Source organism: Sphingobium sp. B2 (genome assembly GCF_007693735.1).
In the GTDB taxonomy this organism is placed as follows: Bacteria; Pseudomonadota; Alphaproteobacteria; order Sphingomonadales; family Sphingomonadaceae; genus Sphingobium; species Sphingobium xenophagum.
This window is the reverse complement of the sequence record NZ_VDBZ01000001.1, coordinates 1198225-1219939: the sequence shown is the minus strand read 5'-3', so window position 1 is coordinate 1219939 and position 21715 is coordinate 1198225. Positions and strand designations below refer to the sequence as shown.

The 21715-nt window shown below is 63.6% G+C and carries 17 protein-coding genes, 1 other RNA gene and 1 other annotated feature; of the genes, 9 read left to right on the top strand and 9 right to left on the bottom strand.

The window, feature by feature from the left end:
• Position 1 precedes the first annotated feature (1 nt).
• Both gspD and FE851_RS05990 read right to left on the bottom strand, forming a co-directional pair.
• Positions 2 to 2182 (bottom strand): type II secretion system secretin GspD, encoded by a 2181-nt coding sequence (gspD, locus tag FE851_RS05995; RefSeq protein ID WP_145200677.1) that lies wholly within the window; start codon positions 2180 to 2182, stop codon positions 2 to 4.
• The gene (locus FE851_RS05990) at positions 2179 to 3003 is read right to left on the bottom strand and encodes a type II secretion system protein N (protein WP_145200674.1); all 825 of its coding nucleotides are present in this window, start codon (positions 3001 to 3003) and stop codon (positions 2179 to 2181) included. Before FE851_RS05990 ends, gspD begins: the two co-directional genes overlap by 4 nt.
• A 169-nt stretch (positions 3004 to 3172) precedes the next feature.
• On the opposite strand from FE851_RS05990, the gene FE851_RS05985 reads away from it, so the two are divergent.
• Positions 3173 to 3814: a prolyl hydroxylase family protein gene (locus FE851_RS05985; RefSeq protein ID WP_017184567.1), complete on the top strand. Its 642-nt coding sequence runs from the start codon at positions 3173 to 3175 to the stop codon at positions 3812 to 3814.
• 81 nt (positions 3815 to 3895) lie between these two features.
• Here FE851_RS05985 and FE851_RS05980 read toward each other — a convergent pair whose 3' ends face one another.
• The 5 genes from FE851_RS05980 to FE851_RS05960 all read right to left on the bottom strand — a co-directional run bounded on the left by FE851_RS05980 (position 3896) and on the right by FE851_RS05960 (position 9927).
• Complete coding sequence (locus FE851_RS05980) at positions 3896 to 6601, bottom strand: TonB-dependent receptor domain-containing protein (RefSeq protein ID WP_107125111.1); 2706 nt, start codon at positions 6599 to 6601, stop codon at positions 3896 to 3898.
• A 92-nt stretch (positions 6602 to 6693) separates the two neighbouring features.
• Positions 6694 to 8289, bottom strand: a complete 1596-nt coding sequence (locus tag FE851_RS05975; protein ID WP_130752717.1) for a hypothetical protein — start codon at positions 8287 to 8289, stop codon at positions 6694 to 6696.
• Between the two features lie 244 nt (positions 8290 to 8533).
• On the bottom strand, positions 8534 to 8917 hold the full coding sequence (locus tag FE851_RS05970; RefSeq protein ID WP_409994495.1) for a tetratricopeptide repeat protein: 384 nt from the start codon (positions 8915 to 8917) through the stop codon (positions 8534 to 8536).
• A 328-nt stretch (positions 8918 to 9245) separates the two neighbouring features.
• Positions 9246 to 9601: a transfer-messenger RNA gene (gene ssrA, locus FE851_RS05965) on the bottom strand.
• A gap of 89 nt (positions 9602 to 9690) precedes the next feature.
• A complete protein-coding gene (locus FE851_RS05960; protein WP_145200668.1) occupies positions 9691 to 9927 on the bottom strand; it encodes a hypothetical protein in 237 nt (78 codons plus the stop codon).
• 223 nt (positions 9928 to 10150) lie between these two features.
• Between FE851_RS05960 and FE851_RS05955 the strand changes: the two genes are divergently transcribed.
• Entirely contained in the window at positions 10151 to 10741 is a 591-nt protein-coding gene (locus FE851_RS05955; protein WP_145204163.1) for an anthranilate synthase component II, read from the top strand.
• 25 nt (positions 10742 to 10766) lie between these two features.
• Here FE851_RS05955 and FE851_RS05950 read toward each other — a convergent pair whose 3' ends face one another.
• A complete protein-coding gene (locus FE851_RS05950; RefSeq protein WP_186378762.1) occupies positions 10767 to 12257 on the bottom strand; it encodes a SulP family inorganic anion transporter in 1491 nt (496 codons plus the stop codon).
• Between the two features lie 64 nt (positions 12258 to 12321).
• Positions 12322 to 12377, bottom strand: a sequence feature (sul1 is cis-regulatory element that is thought to sense ions involved in sulfur or methionine metabolism; They are found in Alphaproteobacteria).
• A 133-nt stretch (positions 12378 to 12510) separates the two neighbouring features.
• Here FE851_RS05950 and trpD point away from each other — a divergent pair.
• From trpD to lexA, 5 genes are all read left to right on the top strand, one after another.
• The gene (trpD, locus tag FE851_RS05945; RefSeq protein ID WP_145200662.1) at positions 12511 to 13503 is read left to right on the top strand and encodes an anthranilate phosphoribosyltransferase; all 993 of its coding nucleotides are present in this window, start codon (positions 12511 to 12513) and stop codon (positions 13501 to 13503) included.
• Entirely contained in the window at positions 13500 to 14291 is a 792-nt protein-coding gene (trpC, locus tag FE851_RS05940; RefSeq protein WP_145200659.1) for an indole-3-glycerol phosphate synthase TrpC, read from the top strand. The genes trpD and trpC overlap by 4 nt, the downstream gene beginning before the upstream one ends.
• Positions 14288 to 14758 (top strand): cyclic pyranopterin monophosphate synthase MoaC, encoded by a 471-nt coding sequence (moaC, locus tag FE851_RS05935; RefSeq protein WP_145200656.1) that lies wholly within the window; start codon positions 14288 to 14290, stop codon positions 14756 to 14758. The genes trpC and moaC overlap by 4 nt, the downstream gene beginning before the upstream one ends.
• Positions 14755 to 15939: a molybdopterin molybdotransferase MoeA gene (locus FE851_RS05930; RefSeq protein WP_145200654.1), complete on the top strand. Its 1185-nt coding sequence runs from the start codon at positions 14755 to 14757 to the stop codon at positions 15937 to 15939. The genes moaC and FE851_RS05930 overlap by 4 nt, the downstream gene beginning before the upstream one ends.
• Before the next feature lie 125 nt (positions 15940 to 16064).
• Positions 16065 to 16736, top strand: coding sequence for a transcriptional repressor LexA (gene lexA, locus FE851_RS05925; protein ID WP_145200651.1), 672 nt, complete (start codon positions 16065 to 16067; stop codon positions 16734 to 16736).
• On the opposite strand, the gene FE851_RS05920 is transcribed toward lexA, so the two are convergent.
• A complete protein-coding gene (locus tag FE851_RS05920) occupies positions 16727 to 18871 on the bottom strand; it encodes a ComEC/Rec2 family competence protein (RefSeq protein ID WP_186378761.1) in 2145 nt (714 codons plus the stop codon). The genes lexA and FE851_RS05920 overlap by 10 nt on opposite strands.
• A gap of 49 nt (positions 18872 to 18920) precedes the next feature.
• Between FE851_RS05920 and gltX the strand changes: the two genes are divergently transcribed.
• Together gltX and FE851_RS05910 are read left to right on the top strand one after the other, a co-directional pair.
• Positions 18921 to 20363, top strand: coding sequence for a glutamate--tRNA ligase (gene gltX, locus FE851_RS05915; RefSeq protein WP_370569386.1), 1443 nt, complete (start codon positions 18921 to 18923; stop codon positions 20361 to 20363).
• Positions 20364 to 20383: 20 nt separating this feature from the next.
• Positions 20384 to 21670 (top strand): citrate synthase, encoded by a 1287-nt coding sequence (locus FE851_RS05910; RefSeq protein WP_026002667.1) that lies wholly within the window; start codon positions 20384 to 20386, stop codon positions 21668 to 21670.
• Positions 21671 to 21715: the final 45 nt, after the last annotated feature.

Below are 21715 nucleotides of genomic sequence, written 5' to 3'. Positions count from 1 at the left end.
CTCACTTGCGTTCTCCGCTTGCCGGTATCTCGACCGGGCGCACCACGCCGCTTGACTGGCGCACGGTCGGTTCGATCATTTGCGGCGCATCCGGCTGTACCATGGCATCGCCCGGTTGCGGCGCGACTGGCGGGGTCGCGCCCATATAGTCGCGGACCAGTTCGTCGATCGTCGGCTCCATGTCGGGATTGCGCTGTAACTGCATGTTGCGGACATAGCCGTAACGCTGCTGGGTCAGCTTCTGCGCATCTTCCTTCGACCGCAGGATGGTCGGGCGGATGAACACCATCAAATTGGTCTTGGTCCGGCTGCGGCTGCGCGATTTGAACAGTTCGCCCAGCCCCGGAATGTCGCTGAGCAAGGGAATGCGCTCGATCGTCTTGCGCTCATTATCGTCCAGCAATCCGCCCAGCGCCAATATCTCGCCATCGTCAACCGTGACCGTGGTTTCGATCTCGCGCTTGTTGATGATGAGGTCGCTGCTGGAGTTGCTGACCGGCCCGGCCACGCTCGACACTTCCTGCCGCAGGAACAGTTTGATTGCGCCGCCGGTATTGATCTGCGGCTTCACCTCCAGCTTGATGCCGACATCCTGCCGCTGGACGGTGCGGAACTGATTGTCGAAATTCTGACTCAGCGCTTCCCCGGTCGTCACCGGCACCTGTTGGCCGACCAGGATCGACGCCTTTTGATTGTCCAGCGTCATCACCGACGGGGTGGAGAGAAGATTGCTTTCCGTATCGGATTTGACCGCGTTGATGATCGCGCCGAAAATCCCGTTCTTGCCGATGCTGCCGCCCAGCCCGGCAATCGCGCCGGTTGCGCTGGTCAGGCTGTTGAACGCCGATTGCTGGAGCGTGCTGGCCAGATCGCCGCTATTTTGCACTTCGGTCGTGGTTTGCGTACCATCGGGCGCCACCACCGTGGTTTTGGTCGTGCCCAGTTGCGTCGCGCCATAGGCGCCCGCCAGCGTCAGCAGGTTGGGCGAGGCATTGCTGTAATTGGTCGCGGCAAAGCCGGTCGATGTGCTGCCGATCAGGAATTGCACGCCCAGCTTCTTGGCCGCTGCATCGCTGATTTCGACGATGATCGCTTCGACCAGCACCTGTTCGCGGCGCGTGTCGATCTGGCGGATGGTTTCGCCCAGCATCCGCTGCACGTCGCTATTGGCCGCCACGATGATGGCGTTCGCGCCCTCATAGCGGGTGACGATCGCGGGGCCGCGCGTGGAAATACCGCTGCCGCTGGAGGAGGAGGATGCCGCCGCAACCGGCGCGGCCGCCGCGCTCGCCGGCGCAGCGCCGCCCGCCGCCGGGGTGGAGGCGGTTACCGGCTGGCTGGTCGATTGCCCGACCAGTTGCTGCAACACCGGCAGCAATTTTTCGGCATCCGCATGTTCCAGCCAATAGACCCGGATTTCGGTGCCGCTCGCGGCCTGCTGATCGAGTTGCCGGGCCATCGCGGCCAGGCGTGCTACCGTATTGGCATCCCCGCGGATCGCGATGGCATTGCTGCTGTCGATCGGCACGACGGTCGCAGCCGAAGGGGCCGCATTTTCCCCGCCGCCGCTTTCCACCAATGCCTGGAGCGATGTCGCAATTTCCCGCGCACCGGCATTTTTGAGCATCACCATCTGCGTCGATGAAATATCGCGATCGACCCGTGCGATGACTTGCCGGATCCGAGCGATATTGTCGGCATAGTCCGCCACCACCACGCTGTTGCCAGCGCGATTGGCGGTGACCGACCCGTCCTTGCTGACCAGCGGGCGCAGCGTTTCCAGCGCGCTCGCCGCGTCGATGGAGCGCAGGCGGAACACCTCCGTGACGAAACTGTTGCGATTGGCCGCACGGCCAACACCGCTGGGCTGCCCCGCCGCGCCGTCGGCGGGCTGGATGCGATATGCCCCGCCGGGGGCTGGCACCGCGACCAGGCCGTTGGCGCGTAGCGTCGACAGCACGATCTCGAAATATTCGGATCGCGACAAGGGCCGGTCGGTGACGACAGACACTTTCCCCTGCACCCGATTGTCGATGATGAAGGTGCGGCCCGTCACGCGCGCTGCGTCCTGAATGAAGGCGCGAATATCGGCATCGCGGACGTTCAGCGTCTGCTGCGCCATGCCCGGTGCGGCCAGAACCAGCGCAAGCGCGGCGGAAAGGGGAAGGAAATATCTGGTCATTGGCCTTGCACTATGAGGTTCACCGAAGCGACGGTCGCACCGCGCTCCACGGTCAGGGACAGGCGCGCGCCGGGCGCAATCTGGTTCTGCACGGACTGAAGGTCGCCCACCGGCTGGCCGTTGATCTGGCTGATAATGTCGCCGGGCCGGAAACCGGCGCTGGCAAAGCCCGGCCCCTTCGCGCGGACCACCAGACCCGTGACCCGGCCATTCTGCATCCGGGGCGCAAAGGCGATGTCGCGTTTCAGACTGTCGGCGGTCGGTCCAGCCGTTGCCGGGGGCGAAGATGGCGGTGGCGACGCTGGTGGCGATGCCGGTGCTTCGCCCCCTTCCGGGGCGGCCGTGGGCACCGGCGCCGACTGGTCGAGAAATATCTGCTCCTCCGCCCCGCCCCGGTCGATCGTCACATGATCGAACGATACCGATTTCAGCACCACGCCCGGCAGGATTTCATCGCCCACGGCAAAACTGTTCTGCACCCCGTCCGGCGCGGCGATGATCGCCGATCCCAGGCCCGATCCTTCGTTCAACCGGATGCCATAGAGTGTCAGCGCCAACGAGGTGACGACACCCTTCCCTGCCGTTTGCGGCGCGCCGCTGCGAAAGAAAGGATCGAAGCTGGCGAACAGCGCCTGTCGCGCGGCGGGAGGCAGAAGTTGCGCCTGCCGCCCTTCCCACGGGCCGAAACTGCCGACCGGCGTCACAACAACCCAGGCCAGCCGCACCAGTTGCAGCGCCAGCAGGGCGATCAGCCCCTTTTCCAGCAACGCCAGCCCGTCAATCGACCGGCCCCGCAACCTGTTGGCGATCGCCACCCGCATCTGCCCGCTTGCCCCTTTATGATGGGACCGCTGCTAGGCGCTTCGTTTTACGGCTGGATGACAGTCATATGACCTATTTGTGACAGGCGAAATTCCGCTGTCATGACGCTTGCATTTCCGGTCCCGGTCAGTAGCAAAATTGCCCTCTCAGGCCATGCTTGCGAGTATTATGTCCGATCATCCCGCCGCCCCCGATGCCGATCCTGCGTGGATCGCCAGCCATGCCCGCGTCCAGCGCGTCCCCAGCCGGGATCTGACGCTGTTCATCCGGCGCGATTTTCTGTCCGCCGCCGAATGCGCGGCGCTGATCGAGCGAATCGAAGCAAATCGCCGCCCGTCCACCATCGCGGATGCCAATGGCGACGGCTATTTTCGCACTAGCGAAACCTGCGACCTGGACCATGGCGACCCGTTCGTGGCGACGATCGACGCGAAACTGGCGGCCTTTGCCGGGATCGACCCCGCCTATGGCGAACCGATCCAGGGTCAGCGCTATGATGTGGGGCAGGAGTTCAAGGCCCATACCGACTATTTCGATCCCAAGGGTGCGGACTATCCCAAATATTGTTCGGTCGCGGGTAACCGCACCTGGACCCTGATGGTCTATCTGGACGAACCCAGGGCAGGCGGCGCAACCCGCTTTCCCAAAATCGGCAAGACCATCCAGCCGGAAACCGGCAAGCTGCTTGCGTGGAACAACCGGATCGCGCCGGGTCAGCCCAATCCCGCGAGCCTGCACCATGGCATGAAGGTTCGCGTGGGCGTGAAGAATGTCATCACCAAATGGTATCGCGAAAAGCCGTGGGGATAGCCTGACGCAAAACGACCGGCCCGCCTGAAACGGACCGGTCGTCTTGTCGGTGACGGGACCGCCTTCGCGGCCCCGTTCATGTCAGAAGGCCACCGTCATCGATGCAGCGATGGTCGTGCCGATCTTGTAGCGGTTATAATAGACGCGGTTGCCGTCCTGTTCCTGGAACTCCTGGAACTTGCGGCCCAATATGTTGCGCGCCTCGAACTTGACTTCGCTGTTGATGCCACCGGGCAGCTTGACCCCCTGGCGCGCCACGAAGTCGAGCTGGATGCCCGGCCGTTCCTTGATGTCGGGCTGAAGGTTGGGACCACGGCTGGTCACGCGATCGCTGGCATAGGTCAGCAGGAACGTCTGCTGCGACAGCGTATCGGTGTCCTCCAGCCCCAGTTGCAGGTTGACCAGATGGTCAGACTGCCCCGTCAGCGGCACGCCGTTGAGGAAGAAGTCGGACGCCGCCGGCGGCTCCCCGGTCGTGTAGGTATAGGGAATGGTCGTGTCCCCGGCGCCGACCTTCAGCTTCGACTGGGTGTAGGTATAGTTGCCGATCAGCGCGATCCGGCGGCTGACGAAGAAGCTGGAATCCGACAGGGTATCCAGCGGCACATATTTCTGCACTTCCACTTCCGCGCCATACAGCGTCGCTTCGGGCGCATTGGCGAAGCTGGTCGTGACATTATAGGTGTCGGTGATGGTCGTGTAGGTTTCGATCGGATTGTCGATCTTCTTGTAGAAGGCCGCCGCCGTGATCCGTTCATCCTTGCCCATATACCATTCGGCCCGGATGTCCGCATTCCACAGCTGGCTGTCCTGCAGGAACGGGTTGCCGCGGAAGAAACGGTTGGATTCGGTGTCGAGATAGGGCTGGGCGATCAGTTCGCGGAATTGCGGGCGGGCGATGGTCTTGGACCCGCTGGCGCGCAGTTGCAGACCCTTGGCGGCTTCGAACGTGAAGGTCACGGCAGGCAGCCAGTAATCCTTGCGGATTTCGTTGAACGGCGTCAGCCCGGTGTTGTAAACGTCAACACCCGTCACCGACATTTCGCCCTTTTCGTAGCGAACGCCTGCGTTGACCGACAGGCCGGCAAACAGGTCCGCCTGCACCTGGGCATAGCCTGCATGGGTGCGCAGCGCCGCGTCATAGACCGGATAGTTACCCGAAAATTCGAGCAGGCCGAGATCGTAGAGCTGGATCGTCGCGTCCGACAGCAGATAGTCGGGGCGCAACTGCTGCACAGGCACCGGCAGGTTGACGGCATCGAAATGCAGCTCATAGCGCGACGAACGACGCTTTGTGTCGTTGAAGGCATAACCCGCCGTCAGCGAGAAGCCTGGCGCGATCTTGTAGCTCAGGTCGGCGCCTGCAAACCACAGATCTTCATTGAGGTCGCTGAAGGTGACGGACGCATCGCCGCGCTGACGGTTGAGCGCATTGACGAAACGGTCGCCAACCGGATCAGTCGCCAGGTCGCGATTGCTGCGGACGTAAGTGAATTCGCGCTCGTAGGGCGCTTCACGCTGCGAATTGGCAAAGCCGCCGCGCATGTCGAGGCTGAGGGCATCGGAGAGTTTGAATTCACCGACCAACTGGGTGTCGATCAACTGACGCTCATACCAGCCGGTGCTTTGCGTCAAATAGTCAGCGCCCTGGATCAAACCGTCATTCTGACCGATGGTCAAAGCGCTGCGCTTCAACGTGTCGCGAATATAAAGGTTGGTCCAGCGCAGCTTCTGCTCACCCAGTTCCAGGCCCAGGCCAAGAAGCCCGTTGACCGTGATTTCATTATCGGTCGCGACCTGCTGATAGCTTTTGCCCGCCCCCTGCGACACGTCGAGCGAGGATTGCTGGAGATTGTCACGGGTGCGCCACTTGTTGCTGTAGGATGCGGTGGCGATCACGCCCAGCCGCCCGTCGCTGCCGACATCAACCGCCGTGCCGCCATTGAGCGACGCGGAAAAGTTGAACGGCAGGCTGTTGGTCCGCTGCACGACCGACGTGTCGGCATTCAGGAACTGCATCGCAATTGCCTGCTGATCCGTCCGGCTGATGTTCGGGAACGGCACGCCGCTGGCAAAGGCCTGCTTGAGCAGCGGCGGCACATCGCGCGAACTGTCGTCAAAGCCGGTCCAGTCGGACTTGGACCCATAATGGGTATAGCCCAATTGGCCGGACGTTTCGGTATTGGCTGAACTGCCAAAGCCGATTTCCAGATAGCTTTCGGCCGGGATCGCCTTGGTCGTCAGATTGATGACGCCGCCGCCAAATTCGCCGGGGAAGTTGGCTGAATAGGTTTTCTGCACCAGCGTCGATGCGATCACGCTGGTCGGGAAGATGTCGAGTGGCACGACGCGCTTCAGCGGTTCCGGGCTTGGCAGCGGCGAACCGTTGAGCAGCGCGAGTGAATAGCGATCACCCAGGCCGCGGACATAGACATAGCCGCCGGATACGACCGACAGGCCGGTGACGCGCTGGAGCGAACCGGCAATATCGCCTTCGCCCGTCCGCTTGATGTCCGCGGCCGACAGCACGTTGACCACCTGCGGCGCGGCCTGCGACACGTTGGTCGTGCGGCGGCCGGTGACGACAATGTCCGCGCCGGGGATCGACACGTCGACATTGCCTGCATCGGAATCGGCCTGTTCGGCGGCGGTCGGCGTGCCGGATGTAACGGCACCGCCAGCATCCGCGCCGGTCGTGCCAGCGGGGTCGGTTTGCGCCAGGGCCACAGGTGCGACCAGGGCGGATGAAATCAGGAGCAGGCGCGCCAGGCTGAGCGGCTTCGACATGCTAGGGGTCCCCCTTTGGGAATTGCAGTGCAAAAGAAGGCGGGGAAGCGCAGATGCACGCTCCCCCGCCCCTGTTGAGGTCGTGGGTCCGATCAGGTCGTCGGGATCGCCGTGCAGCTCTTGCTGGTGCTGCCGAAGCTGGCAGTGGCCGAGTTGCAGGTCCAGCCGGCATACCAGGTGTCGCTGCTGTCCTTCACCGCACCGATATAGTTGGTGGTGGTGAAGGCACTGTCGATCGTCTTGGGGTCGATCGCCACTACAGCGGTTTCCGTTGCCCCGTTGATGAACAGGCTGGTCAGCGACGGGGTGTAGGTGAAGCTGCTGTTCGCTCCGGCAGTGAAGATCGACTGGACCAGCGCTGCATCGACGCCGGTGCCAGTGCCCTTGAAGGGCGTGCCGTTGCACTGCATCACAACCGAGATGTAGCGCGGCTTGCCGGCATCCTGAAGCGCGGTGTCAGCATCACGCACAGCGGCGGCGCCGTTGATGCGCAGGCAGCTCTGGTTGGGGCTGACGATGATGCCGTTGACCAGCGCCAGATCGGCGCCGCCGCGCAGCAGCATCGAAGCGCCGTCGTCGCCGGTGTTGGAACGCTGGATATGCGTGAAGTTGGCGACCTTCAGATACTGACGGGGCAGCACATCTTCGCCGTTGTTGGAGGCCGAACCACCGTTCGAGTCGGTTTCGAGGAAGGTGTCGCCGATATTATTGCCTTCCCGCTGAACCGAGATGACAAACTGCGCCGTGCCGCGGAAGCCGACATCGGTATCCAGATTGTCGTCTTCGTTCCCGGTCAGCACCAGATAGCGCATGTTGGCCGAGCCACCAAAGGCTTCGATGCCGTCGTCGGAGCTGTTGTGGATCTGGATATGGTCAATAACTGTGCCAGTGCCGACGCCCGAAGGCGTGAGGCCTTGCAGTTCCTTGCCGTCAGCCAGCACGAAACCCGAATAGCGGATCTGGACATAGGACATGCGGCCCGAACTGTCGGCGTCATTCGCGCCGCCATAGAGCGCGTTGCTGCTGCCTTCGGTGTCGCGCTCGCACGCCGTGGTGCCTGCCGCTGCGGCCGGAGCCAGACAGTCGGTGATCTTTGCGCGGCCCAGCAGCACGATGCCACCCCACTGGCCCGACGACTGGTCAGTCGTGGTCCCCAGCACGTTTTCACGGCTGGTGAAAACGATCGGCTGCGACGCGGTGCCGACAGCGTTGATCTTGTTGCCACGATTGACCGCCAGATAGGCGTTGCCGGTGGCAGCGAATACCGTGACGCCCGGATCGATCGTCAGCGTGACGTCGGTGTTGGTGCTGGCAGCGCCCTGGTCGGTGCCGACATCGACGCGGCCGGGCAGCGAATAGATGACGCCCGGAACCTTGGCGATCGCGGTCGTGCTGGTGAAGCGGGTCGGGAAACCGCAGTTGCGCCACGTATTGCCGCCATCGGAAATGGTGCCCAGGTCGGCAAGCTGCGCGGAACCGGCTATGGTCGGGCAGTTGGCAGCCGGGGTCACGCCGGTCGGCGTGGGGGTCGGCGTAGGCGTAGGCGTAGGCGTGGGGGCCGGGGTCGGCGCGGGGATGACAATGGTGCCCTCGCCCGGCGAAGCGATGTCGTCAGCGCCGCAGGCGCTCAGGCCTACGCAGGCGCAGCTCGCCATCAGGATCGTGTGGATACGGTTAATCTTGGCCATGTCGTCTCCGCTCCGGTAAAATACCGGGATTGTTGCTGTGCGGAGCGCAGGGGATATGATTCGGACAACGCCCCCTGTCGCCCTCCGAAGGGGCAGTTAGGGACGTCCGGTGACAGGCTTGTTTTGATTTAGTGACGAAACAGCGTCACTAAAATTACAGTTTGGTGACTTTGGTTATGCTTTCATGACAAGGGCGCGGATAAGCCCCGCGCCCCGTGCAATTGCTTGAAACAGAACGCTTCGATCAGCGCGACGCATAAACCGGCGTCAGGCGGTTCATTGCCCGCCGCGCCACATCGCGCGAGGATTGTTCGCTGCCGTCGGCCATCACCAGCGTCATTTCCGGGGAGAAGCGCGCGGACTTATAGGCAGAGCGGGCATCGACCATGCGCCCCATGCCCGCATAGGCATTGCCCAGGTTGATGAGGCGCGCGGGGTCATTGGCGCTATCGGGCCACACGGCCTTCAGCCGCTTGGCCGCCTTTGCATAATCGCCAGCCGTCAGGTCGCGCGCGGCAAGGCCGCCGTCGGGAACGCCGACCACGATCACATCCTCCGGCGCACTCTGCGCTATGGCAGGCGAGACGCAAGCGAGAGTAAAACCGGCGATGAGGGCGACCTTCAGCATCATATTTTCTCCAGCAAAACCTTCTGACTATAGCGCTGATTATTTCATTATGATGACATTTGAGCAATAGCGGTTCGGTGGTCGAAAAAGGATTTTCTTTTACGTGAAAACAGACACTTATGATTTTTTCTTCATACTGTCATAAAAGTGTAATCGAACGAATGCGCAGAGTCGATAGTGATTCGCGCGGTGCTGGCGGGTTTCGCGCTGCGCGGCGACGGGCACAGGTTCAGCATCGGGCAATCGACCAAGCGACGCCCGCCAAACAATGACAACAAAGGGGATGAAGGTCCGGGAGGTTCTGTTGCCCGGCCCTCCCGGAGGCCGCTGAATTCCCTTCTGTTGCCCGGTGGGTTCAACCGCGCTATTTTAGAATGAAGTCAGGCCGTTAGGCCCTCATTCACGCTGCAATGGCGAGTGCTTCGTTATCGTTGGCACTTATGAGTTTTGCACAGTTTAACGGCTTACACGGGCCGGGTAAAAACATCGTCTTTGAACACACGTCGATCCTAGTTCGGCCCCGTCAGACATCCCGTTCAGCCCATGGGTCGACCGGGATATGTGGTGGAACCGCCGGGTACTGCCCCCGGGTCCGCTGCGTCTATTACACGACACAATTTATCACCATAGCCGGGCGAACCCGGCACGACCCATATGGGCGTAAAGTTGCGCCTTTTCAAGCCGCCGCATAAGGGAAGGCCCATGTGCATCGTGACAATGGCATGGGCAGCCCATCAAGAGCAGCCGACTGGCAAGACCATGATGGCGCCGCTTTAACGCAGCACCGACCGAGGCTGGCGCGCGAGATGCAACGAGGAGCGCACGACCGGCGACTCGATCAGCCTGGTTTTCATGAGATCGCGCATCCGGTCGGCCCCGTCAGGGTTCAGCATCACCACGCGGGTGCCGCCCGATGTCAGCGCTTCGATGGTGGATATAGCCAGCGCGTGCTTGGTGCAGAGCGCCTGCACATCGGCCAGCGGCGCGTTGACGTTGATCGCGCGGCTCATGCGTCGCGGCCGACGACAGGGGTGATGGAAAGACGAACATATTGGTCCAAGAGAAAGCGCCTTGCTGGCAAGCGGGAGCGCTGGTGTCTCTCGGTCACGCGAATGCTTGCGGGCAGGGTTCGCGTCGATAGGCTGGCTTTAGCAGAGGCATGTGTTCCCGTCGCGACATTTATGGCGCAGCCCGCTTCCCCTTGCCGCGCTGCCTCTCTATAGCCCTGATCCCATGATCCTCGTCATCGACAATTATGACAGCTTCACCTGGAACCTGGTCCATTATCTGATGGAACTGGGCGCGCGGGTGGAGGTCGTCCGCAACGACGCCATTTCGGCGGGCCAGGCGCTCTCCAGCGGGGCAAAGGCCTTTTTGCTTTCGCCCGGTCCCTGCACCCCCAATGAAGCGGGTGTCAGCCTCGATTTGGTCTCGGCTTGCGCCGACGCGGGCGCGCCGCTGCTGGGCGTGTGCCTGGGTCATCAGGCGATCGGCCAGCATTTCGGTGGCAAGGTGGTGCGCGGCGGCCTGATGCATGGCAAGACATCGCCCGTCACCCATGACGGCACCGGCCTGTTCGCCGGCATCCCCTCCCCCTTCACCGCGACCCGCTATCACTCGCTGATCGTCGATGATATTCCGGACAGCCTGGTCGTCAACGCAACCAGCCAGGACGGTTCGGTCATGGGCTTTCGCCATGCGACGCTGCCGATCCATTCAGTCCAGTTCCATCCCGAAAGCATCGCCACGGAATATGGCCATGACATGCTGGCCAATTTCATGAAGATAGCGGGCATGAAGGTGAAGGCGCGCGAAGCGGCCTGATCGGGGCCGCCTCCCACCCCCCTCTTCAATGCGGGGCTAGGCCGCTTTCCACGCCGGTCTTGTCATGCAGCGCGAAGCGATCGACAATGTCCGCGCTGGCGCGATTATAGCCGATCACATCGACCGTGCAGCCGTCGCGGCGCAGACGCGCGATGATCTTGTCGAGCGCGCCAACCCCCGAAATATCCCAGAAATGCGCGCCTGATACGTCGATCAACACGGGCGTCGATCCGTCTTCGGCCTGGAAGGCGCTGGTAAAGCGATCGACCGATGCGAAGAATATCTGGCCGACGACATTATAGGTCACATGGTCCGTCGACACTGTGCGTTCCACCGCGAACATCCGCCGAACCTTGCCTGCAAAGAAAATGCCCGACAGCAGGACGCCCGCCAGTACGCCCAGCGACAGGTCGCGTGTCGCGACCACGACAACCACGGTCGTCACCATCACTACGGACGATGTGGGCGGATGGCGGCGCAAATTGGCGATGGAATTCCAGCTGAACGTGCCGATCGACACCATGATCATCACCGCCACCAGCGCGGGCATGGGGATCTGCCCGACAAATGGCCCCAGCACCGCCAGCAAAAAGAGAAGGAATGCGCCCGATACAAAGGTGGAAAGACGACCGCGCCCGCCCGATGTCACATTGATCACCGACTGGCCAATCATCGCGCAGCCGCCCATGCCGCCAAACAGCGCCGCGACGATGTTGGCGCTCCCCTGCCCTGCACATTCGCGCCGCTTGTCACTGTCGGTATCAGTCATGTCATCGACGATCTGCGCCGTCAGCAGCGATTCGAGCAGGCCGACAGCCGCCATCGTCAGCCCATATGGCAAGATGATCTGCAAGGTTTCGAGCGTGAATGGCACCATGGGAAAGGCAAAGCTGGGCAACCCTTCCGGCAACTTGCCCATGTCGCCGACGGTGTTGACGGACAGGCCCATGCCGATGCTGATTGCGCTCAACGCCAATATGGCGACCAGCGGCGATGGGACGGCCCTGGTCAGGCGTGGCAAAAGATAGATGATCGCAAGGCCGCCCGCGATCATTGCGTAAGTTTCCCAGCCGACATTGGTCAATTGCGGCAATTGCGCCAGGAAGATCAGGATCGCCAGCGCATTGACGAACCCGGTAATCACCGACCGGGACACGAACTGCATGAGCAGGTCCAGCCGCAACAGCCCCGCAATGATCTGGACAATGCCCATCACGATGGTCGCGGCGAACAGATATTCGACCCCATGGTCGCGCACCAGCGGCATCACCAGCACGGCAACCGCAGCCGTGGCGGCTGAGATCATGCCTGGCCGACCGCCGGTAAAGGCCACGACCATCGCAATGACGACCGAGGCATAGAGGCCGACACGCGGATCGACGCCAGCGATGATCGAAAATCCGATCGCTTCGGGAATGAGGGCGAGCGCAACGACGATACCCGCCATGACGTCCCGACGCGCAGCCTGTCCGTCACTGAACCATTGCTGGCGATAGCGTGTCAAAAAATCTGTCATCTGAAAATTCCACATCAGGGCATATCGCGCCGGACTAGAGGCACTGGCGTATGAACATGCGTGATGTTGTCCGGCGGATCGGCGGCCGGAATAGCCACCCGGAATTTCACCGGGTCCTTGCGAATGTCGCGGTTCATAGCGGGGCGACGACCGATTGCAAGGTCGGGGTTTGGCCGAGCGACTGGCCCCCGCACGCAAAATTGCCGTCGCTCCCCCTCGACTCACTACCCCGCTGATGATTAAGGCAAGCGCGATGACCAGCCTGCCCGATCCTTCCAGTCCGCTTGATGCGCAGGCCGCCGCCCGCGCCTTCGACGTGCTGTTCGACGCCGATCTTCCCGACGCGGACATCGCCGCCTTTCTCGTCACCATGGCCCGGCGCGGCGAAACCGCGATCGAAATCGCGGCTGCCGCGCGGGCCATGCGCGCCCGGATGATCCCGGTCACCGCCCCGGCAGGCGCGATCGACGTGTGCGGCACCGGGGGCGATGGCCATCATACCCTTAATGTCTCGACCGCCGTGTCGCTGGTCGTCGCAGCCGCTGGCGTCCCCGTCGCCAAGCATGGTAATCGCGCGGCATCTTCCAAGGCGGGTGCAGCCGACACGCTCGAAGCGCTTGGGCTCGACCTGGACCGGGCGGCGGCCAGCGCCGAAAAGACACTGGCGGAGATCGGCATCTGCTTCCTCTTCGCGCAAAATTACCATCCCGCGCTCAAGCGGCTCGGCCCGATCCGCAAGGCGATCGGCGAACGGACCATCTTCAACCTGATGGGACCGCTCGCCAACCCGGCCGGCGTACGCCGCCAACTGGTCGGCATCGCGCGCCCCGCCTATGTCCCCATCTATGCGCAGGCGCTTGCCGAACTGGGCGTCGACCGGGCCATGATCGTGTCGGGCGATGAAGGGCTGGACGAACTGTCGCTGGCAGGCGGCAACGACATTGCCGAAGTCGCGGGCCATGGCGTCGTTGCCATGCATCGCCTGTCCGCTGCCGATCTGGGCCTCTCCACTGCCCCGGTCGATGCGATCCGGGGCGGCGACGCAGCGCATAACGCCGCCGCCTTGCGCGCGCTGTTGCTGGGCGAACCGGGCGCCTATCGTGACGCCGTGCTGCTCAACGCCGCAGCCGCCCTTGTCGTGGCCGACGCGGTTGCGGACCTTAAGGAGGGCGTGGAGGAAGCGGCCGAGACGATCGACCGTGGCCTTGCCAATGCCCTGCTCAATTGCTGGATAGCCTATCAATGACCAACAAGCTGATCGAGATTTGCGATTTCAAGCGCGAGGATGTCGCTCGGCGCAAGGCCGCGACATCGCTGTCGTCGCTCCACGCCCGCGCCAGCGAACAGACGCCCCCGCGCGGCTTTCGCAAGGCGCTGGACGACGCATCCCGTTCCGGCTTCGGCCTGATTGCGGAGATCAAGAAAGCCAGCCCGTCCAAGGGGCTGATCCGCGAAGATTTCGATCCCCCCGCCCATGCGCAGGCCTATGCCGCTGGCGGCGCGGCCTGCCTGTCGGTACTGACGGACGAACCCTATTTTCAGGGTCATGACAATTATCTGATGGCGGCCCGCTCCGCCTGCCCGCTTCCCGTGCTGCGCAAGGATTTCATCGTCGATCCCTGGCAGATTTTGGAAAGCCGGTCGCTGGGGGCCGACGCGATCCTGATCATCGTCGCCGCCCTTGACGACAAGCAGATGGCAGAGATTGAGGATGCAGCGCTTGGGCTTGGCATGGACGCGCTGATCGAAGTGCATGACGAGGCGGAAATGGAGCGCGCGCTCAAGCTGCGATCCCGCCTGATCGGCGTCAACAATCGCGACCTGCGCGATTTCAGCGTCGATTTCGCCCGCACCTATGAACTGGTGGGCAAGGCGCCTGCCGGTTACACCTTCGTCGCCGAAAGCGGCCTTGGCAGCCATGCCGACCTGACCGCCATGGCCGATCATGGCGTGCGCTGCTTCCTGGTTGGCGAAACGCTGATGCGGCAGGCCGATGTCGAGGCGGCGACGCGCAGCCTTCTGACCGGCGCATGACGGGCCTTACCCATCTCGACGCGGGCGGCGCGGCGCGCATGGTCGATGTGTCGGCCAAGGCGGTGACCGCGCGGGAAGCGATTGCAAGTGGCCGGATCGACATGATCGCCGATGCCGCTGCCGCGATTGCGCAGGGACTGGTCAAGAAGGGCGACGTGCTGGCGGTCGCGCGGGTCGCGGGGATCATGGCTGCCAAGCGCACGGCCGACCTCATCCCGCTTTGTCACCCGATCGCGCTGAGCAGCGTGAATATCGACTTCGATCTGGACGAAAGCGGCGTGACCGTCACCGCCACCGCGCGCACCGCTGGCCAGACGGGCGTGGAAATGGAGGCGCTCACCGCTGCCTCGGTCGCGCTGCTCACCATCTATGACATGGCCAAGGCGCTCGACAAGGGCATGGTCATTGGCCACGTCCGCCTGATCGCCAAGAGCGGCGGCAAGTCGGGCGACTGGCGCGCGGCATGAGCCTGCTGCCCGTCGCCGAGGCGCAGGCCCGCCTGTTCGCCCTTGCGAGCCCGCTGCCAGCGGAAGCAGCACCGGTCGCCGCCTGCAACGGACGCTGGCTGGCCAGCGACCTACTGGCGCTGCGCAACCAGCCCTGGGCCGATCTGTCCGCGATGGACGGCTATGCCGTGCGTGCCGCTGAATGGCCGGGGCCGTGGCAGGTCACTGGCGAAAGCGCGGCTGGCGGCGCTGTGCCTGCGCCGCTGGCGCCCGGACAGGCCTGCCGCATCTTCACCGGCGCGCCCCTGCCCGCTGGCGCAGACACGATCCTGATTCAGGAAAATGCCATCCGCGAGCGCGACCGACTGACCGCCAGCGACGATCTTTTGCCTGTCGGGCGCAACATCCGCCCGGCCGCGTCGGACTTTGCAACGAACGCACTGTTGCTGGCAGCCGGGAGCGCCCTTACGCCCGCGCGCATCGCACTTGCCGTGCTGGGCGGCCATGGGACGCTGCCGGTCGGCCGCCGCCCCACGGTCGCGCTGATCTCAACCGGCAACGAACTTGTGCCGCCCGGCGCGCCGACCCCGGCGGGCAGCCTGCCCTCTTCCAATGCGGCCATGCTGGCGGCGATGCTGGCAGGCCTGCCGTGCGATGTCGTTGATCTGGGCATCGTTCCCGATGATCTCGACGCCATGACCGCCGCGCTGAAACGCGCGGCGGCGGCGGACATCATCGTCTCCACCGGCGGTGCATCCGTCGGCGATCATGACATGGTCCGGCCTGCCTTCGCGCAGGCGGGGGGCAGGCTCGATTTCTGGAAGATCAGGATGCGACCGGGCAAGCCGCTAATGGCCGGTACCATCGCCGATGCCGTATTTTTGGGCCTGCCGGGCAATCCGGTCTCTGCCTTTGTCACCGCGACCCTGTTCCTGTTGCCGCTGGTGCGTCATCGCGCCGGATCGACCGCGCCGCTCCCGCGCCTGAGCGAGGCGCGCCTTGCCGCGCCGCTACCTGCGACCGGCGATCGCGACGATTATCTGCGCGCCTATCGGGGGGAGGCCGGGATCGTCTCCGTCACGTCGCAGGACAGCGCCGCCACGGCCGCTATGGCGATGGCCGACTGCCTGATTGTCCGCCCTGCCGGTTCATCGATCGCCGCCGCAGGCGACATCGTCACCATCCTGCCCCTGACGGACTGATCGACCGTTTGATTGAACCCGGTTCCCATGGCCAGATGCGCCGCTTCCGGTCCGTTGTTGGTCGCTTGACTCGCCTCCTTCCGTTTCCTATGTGTTCCTTATACGTTCCATGGAGGACCGCAGGCATGTTGACCCTCAAGCAGCAGGAATTGCTGAGTTTCATCCAGACCCGGCTGGAGGAAGGTGGCGTATCCCCTTCTTTCGAGGAGATGAAGGATGCGCTCGACCTGCGATCCAAGTCCGGCATTCACCGGCTGATCAATGCATTGGAGGAACGCGGCTTCATCCGCCGCCTGCCCAATCGCGCCCGCGCGCTGGAGGTGTTGAAGCTCCCCGACGCCATGCACCGCGCCCCCGCGCCGGTTGCTCCGGCCAAGCCGCAACTGGTGCCCAGCCTGCCGATCGCTGCCAATGACGTCATCGAAATCCCGCTGCACGGCCGTATTGCCGCCGGCGTCCCGATCGAGGCGATGGAGGGGCAGAATATGCTGTCCGTCCCCGCCGCGCTGCTGGGGGCTGGCGATCATTATGCGCTGGAAGTGTCGGGCGATTCGATGATGGAGGCAGGAATTTTGGACGGCGATTTTGCGCTGATCCAGCGCACCGATGTCGCCCGCGAAGGCCAGATCGTCGTCGCCCTGATCGACGATGCGGAAGCGACGCTCAAATATTTCCGCCGCGAAGGACAGCGCGTCCGGCTCGATCCCGCCAACAGCGCCTATGAACCGCAAATCTATGATCCGCGACAGGTGCGAATTCAGGGCAAGCTGGCGGGACTGCTGCGCCGCTATAATTGAGGCCGCCATGACGGGTGACGGCGAGGGCGCGGTGCGACGATCCAGGGATGAGCGTCGCCCGCCATCCTCACCGTGCTGATCCGCGCATCGTCCAGGTCAATGGCAATGCCGCCGGTTCGCGCCAGCATCCGTCGGTCGATCTTCAACCAGCGCGGGCGACACCAACGTGGCAGCGCGCGATCGGCAATGACGATGTCGGCGGCGGCACATTCCCGGCTGAACAAGGCCCGTTCGACCAGCATGTCGCTGCGGGTGGCCAGCACATGCCAGCGCCGCCCGCCCGCCTGTATCCCCACTGCGCACAAATCCGTCGAGCAGCGCGCCTGCCGCAGGTCCGCCATCGCTTCGATCGGCCCGTCATAGCCCGCGCTCTCCGCCAGCGTGTCGCGCACATAATCGCCTGCGCCCGCGCGCAGCAGTGCCATGCCGCCTGTCGATGTCCGCACCGCGACGTGGCGGCCATCGCTCGTCACCAGAATATCGGGCGGTGATAGCAAAAGCACGCCGGTCACGCCGATCGCCACTGGCCCAAGGCCCAGCCAGCGCCACCCGCTGCGCCACAACAGACACCAGAGCAGCCCGCCGATCATCAGCGCGAACAGCCAGGATGGCACCGCCGGCGTCAGCATTGTCGCCATTGGACTGGCGGCGACGCCATGGGCGACCAGCAGCAACAGGTTCAGCGTCTGCGCGGTCATCCACCAGAAGAGGGCGCCCAGTCCGACAAGATCGAACAGCAACGCCAGCGCCTCCAGCGGCATCACGACAAAGGTAGTCAACGGGATGGCGACGAGATTGGCGAACGCCCCCAGCATCCCGGCCTTGTGAAAATGGAACAGCGCGATCGGCATCAGCACCAGTTCGACGACAATGCCGGTCATCAGCATTGCCGCCAGCACGCGCCCCGCCCTGCGCGCCCACCCCTCATCCCGCGCGCTGGTCAAGGCGCGAAAACGCGGATGCTCGGCCAGCGCAACCAGCGCGGTAACGGCGGCAAAGCTCATCTGGAAACTCGGCCCCGTCATCGCTTCGGGCCAGAAGGCCAGGACGATGAGCGCGCCCACCGCGACCAGCCGCAACGTGATCGCGTCGCGCCCCAGCGCCAGCCCGCCCAGCACCAGCAGCGCGGCGATGCAGGACCGCAGCGTCGGCACCTCCGCCCCGGTCAACAGCGTATAACCAATCCCCGCCAGCGCCCCGCCCGCCGCCGCGATCAGCATCAGCGGCCAGTCGAGCGCCGCTCGCTGGCTCAACGCCATCACCCGCATCAACAGGAAAATCACCGCGCCGATCAGCGCCGTCACATGCAACCCGCTGATCGAGAGCAGATGGGCAAGCCCGCTACGGCGCATCGCTTCGGCATCGGCCTCCGCAATCGCGCCCTGGTCCCCCGTCGCCAGCGCCACGGCTATGCCCTGCGCCGGCCCGTCCACCTGCTCCCGAATATGCGCGAACAAACGCGCGCGCAGCGGCGGCGGCGCGGATGACGGGCGTAGGACGTCAATCGGTTTGAGCGCCTTGCCGGTCGCGCCAATCCCCTGAAAATAGGCACGCGCGGCAAAATCATAGCCACCCGGCACGCTGGGCGGGGCTGGCGGCATTAAACGGACGCGAAAGCGGATCACCGCCCCCTCGCCCAATCCGGCCGGAACATCCGCCTCGGCTATGTTGACCCGGATCGTGGCTGGCAGGCCCGGCGCGTCGACCGGACGCAGCATGGCGCGCACCATCTGTTGCGCGGGAACCGCCCGAACCGCCATCACTTCACCCGTCACCACGGTAAAGACAGCGCGCGCCAGCGGCGGCTGCCCCAACAGCACCGCTTTCCCCCATATCAGCGCGCATCCGATGCAGGCCAGCATTCCGCCCGCCACGATCATGCGCCGCAGCCGCGCGCCATCGGGCAGCAGCGACCCCAGGCAAGCGAGCGCCAGCGCACCACAGCAAAAGGCCAGCCACCCGGCCCTGTCGGGCAGCAGGAACCAGGCAGCGATGCCCGCGCCCAGCGCGATCGGCACCCATAGGGGAATTTGCTCGCGCTCCGTCTCCAGCCAGCTTTCCACCCGCGAAAACGCCCCGCGCAACCACGCCGGAGCCCCCCACCAAAGGGAGGTTTGTCGTGGCTCAAAAGCCATGCTAGGGGGCGACGCATTCATGGAACAGGCAGGACGAATGTCAGCGAATATGACGGCAAGTGCAACGGGAATGAACAAGCCGGTAGTGACCCGTTTCGCGCCATCGCCAACCGGGTTCCTGCATATTGGAGGCGCGCGCACCGCTTTGTTCAACTGGCTGTTCGCCCGCCACCATGGCGGCAAATTCCTGCTGCGGATCGAGGATACCGACCGCGCCCGCTCGACCGAAGAAGCGGTGGCGGCGATTTTCGACGGGCTGGATTGGCTGGGTCTGGGCGGCGATGAACCGGCGGTGTTTCAATTCGCCCGCACGCCGCGCCACGCCGAAGTCGCCAACGCGATGCTGGCGAACGGCCACGCCTATAAATGCTATGCCACGCCCGAAGAACTGGCGGAACTGCGCGAACAGCAGCGCGCGGCCAAGCAGCCGATGCGTTATGACGGGCGCTGGCGCGACCGTTCGCCCGAAGAAGCGCCTGAAGGTGCGCCTTTCGTCATCCGTCTGAAAGCCCCGCGCGAAGGCGAAACGGTGATCGAGGACGCGGTGCAGGGCCGTGTCGTCGTACAGAATGCCGAACTGGACGATATGATCCTGCTGCGGTCCGACGGTACGCCCACCTATATGCTGGCCGTCGTCGTCGACGATAATGACATGGGCGTCACCCATGTGATCCGCGGCGACGATCATCTCAACAACGCCTTCCGCCAGCTTTGCATCATCCGCGCCATGGGTTGGGACGAGCCGGTCTATGCCCATATCCCGCTGATCCACGGATCGGACGGCGCGAAATTGTCCAAGCGCCACGGGGCGCTGGGCGTGGATGCCTATCGCGACGATATGGGGATGCTCCCAGAAGCGGTCCTCAACTATCTGCTGCGACTGGGCTGGGGCCATGGCGACGAGGAGATTATCCCGATCGCCCGTGCCATCGAGCTGTTCGACATCAGCGGCGTCGGCCGATCGCCCTCGCGCTTCGACATCAAGAAGCTGGAAAATCTGAACGGCCATTATCTGCGCGAAGCGGATGACGCCCGTCTCGCCGCGCTGGTCGCGCCGCGCGTCGCCGCCCGTCTGGATCGCGCCTTGCCGGACACGGGCCTGGCGCTATTGACGGCCGCGATGCCCTCGCTCAAGCCGCGCGCCAAGACGCTTAATGAAATTGCCGAGGGCGCCGAATTTCTGTTCAAAAATTGCCCGCTGGATTTTGACGAAAAGGCATTGGCTCTGCTAGACGACTCGGCGCGCGCGCTGCTGGTCAAGACAGCCGACGCTTTGAGACCAGTTCAAACATGGACGGTCGAAGCGATCGAGGACGCAATTCGCCGCGTGGCGGAGGATGCCGGCCTGGGGCTGGGCAAGGTGGCGCAGCCGCTTCGGGCGGCACTCACCGGGCGCACCGTCTCGCCGGGTATTTTTGATGTCCTCTTCCTGTTGGGGAAAGAGGGGAGCTTGGAACGGCTGACCGATGTTGGGCACGCATCGGTTGGCTGATGGCATAAATGGAGAACAATATGTCGGAAAACAAAGCCACTTTGACCGTCGGAGGAGAGACCAAGGACTATGCCGTCATGGACGGTTCGGTCGGTCCGCAGGTCATCGATGTGCGCAAGCTTTACGCCAACACCGGCATGTTTACCTATGATCCCGGTTTCACCTCCACCGCGAGCTGCGAATCCGGCCTGACCTATATCGACGGTGACGAAGGCGTCCTGCTGCACCGCGGCTATCCGATCGGCCAGCTGGCCGAAGCATCGAGCTTCATGGAAGTCAGCTATCTGCTGCTGAACGGCGAACTGCCATCCAGCCAGGAACTGGACGAATTCACCCGTACTATCACGCGCCACACGATGGTCAATGAACAGCTCACGACCTTCTATCGCGGCTTCCGTCGTGACGCGCATCCCATGGCGATCATGTGCGGCGTCGTCGGCGCGCTGTCGGCCTTTTATCATGACTCGACCGACATCAACGATCCGATGCAGCGCAGGATCGCCAGCCATCGCCTGATCGCCAAGATGCCCACGATCGCGGCCATGGCGTATAAATATTCGGTGGGTCAGCCCTTCGTCTATCCGCGCAACGACCTGTCCTATACGGCCAACTTCCTGCGCATGACTTTCTCCGTCCCGGCGGAAGAATATGTTCCCGATCCCGTGATCGTGGACGCCATGGACAAGATTTTCATCCTCCATGCCGACCATGAACAGAATGCTTCGACATCGACCGTTCGTCTGGCGGGATCGTCGGGTGCCAATCCCTTCGCGTGCATCGCGGCTGGCATTGCGTGCCTGTGGGGTCCGGCGCATGGCGGCGCGAACGAGGCCGCGCTCAACATGCTCCGCGAAATCGGCACTGTCGATCGTATTCCGGAATATATCGCCCGCGCCAAGAACAAGGATGATCCGTTCCGCCTGATGGGCTTTGGCCATCGCGTGTATAAGAATTACGATCCCCGCGCGACCGTCATGCAAAAGACCGCCGAGGACGTGCTGCGCACGATGGGCGTCACCGACCCGGTGTTCGACGTCGCGCGCGAACTGGAAAAGATTGCGCTCAGCGATCCCTATTTCATCGAAAAGAAGCTCTTCCCCAATGTGGACTTCTATTCCGGTGTGATCCTGTCGGCCATCGGCTTCCCGACCGAGATGTTCACCGTTCTGTTCGCCCTGGCCCGCACCGTCGGCTGGGTCGCCCAGTGGAACGAAATGATTTCGGACCCAGCGCAGAAGATCGGTCGCCCGCGCCAGCTCTATACCGGCCCGGTGCAGCGCGACTATATCCCGGTCGACAAGCGCTAAGCCCGCCCGGTCACAATGCCAAATGCAGAACGGCTCCCTGTCAAA